The organism is Streptomyces sp. YIM 130001, from assembly GCF_003574445.1.
Taxonomy (GTDB): Bacteria; Actinomycetota; Actinomycetes; order Streptomycetales; family Streptomycetaceae; genus Streptomyces.
In genome coordinates this window covers 1-467 of sequence record NZ_KZ984602.1, presented here as the reverse complement: position 1 = coordinate 467, position 467 = coordinate 1, and the positions used below count along the sequence as shown (strand labels likewise).

The window sequence follows — 467 nt, the reverse complement described above, 5'->3', positions numbered from 1 at the left end:
CCCTGGCGGACGTTGTGCGAGGTGACCCACCAGAACATGACGATCGTCGCGACCCACGCCAGACAGCACCACAGACACAGCGAGTTGATGCTGTACAGCGACTGGTACATCAACCACGTACAGAACCCGACACCGAACAGCATCCCGGCATTCATCGCCAGCCAGTACCACCGCGGGAACCGCGCCCCCGTCAGCACACTCACCCCGACCGCCACGATCACCGCGTACGCCACGAGCCCCAGCATCGGATTCGGGAACCCGAACGCCGCCGCCTGATCGCTCTCCATGATGTTCCCGCAGGACACCACCGGATTCAGACTGCACGCCGGCTTGAAATCCGGATCCTCCAGCAACTTGAACTTGTCCAGCGTGATCACCCACGCCGCAAGCAACCCCGCAAGACCCGACACCACCAACAACACCCCGAGCCCACGCCCAGCACCCACACCCCCGCCCGCGGGAGAGTC

Annotated in this window: 1 protein-coding gene; it reads right to left on the bottom strand. The window is 64.2% G+C overall.

The genetic code is table 11. The annotated features are described in order from the left end of the window. Positions 1–446 (bottom strand): vitamin K epoxide reductase family protein (locus tag DSC45_RS35565; protein ID WP_240435035.1); only part of this gene is annotated, 446 nt, incomplete at its 3' end. Positions 447–467 lie beyond the last annotated feature (21 nt).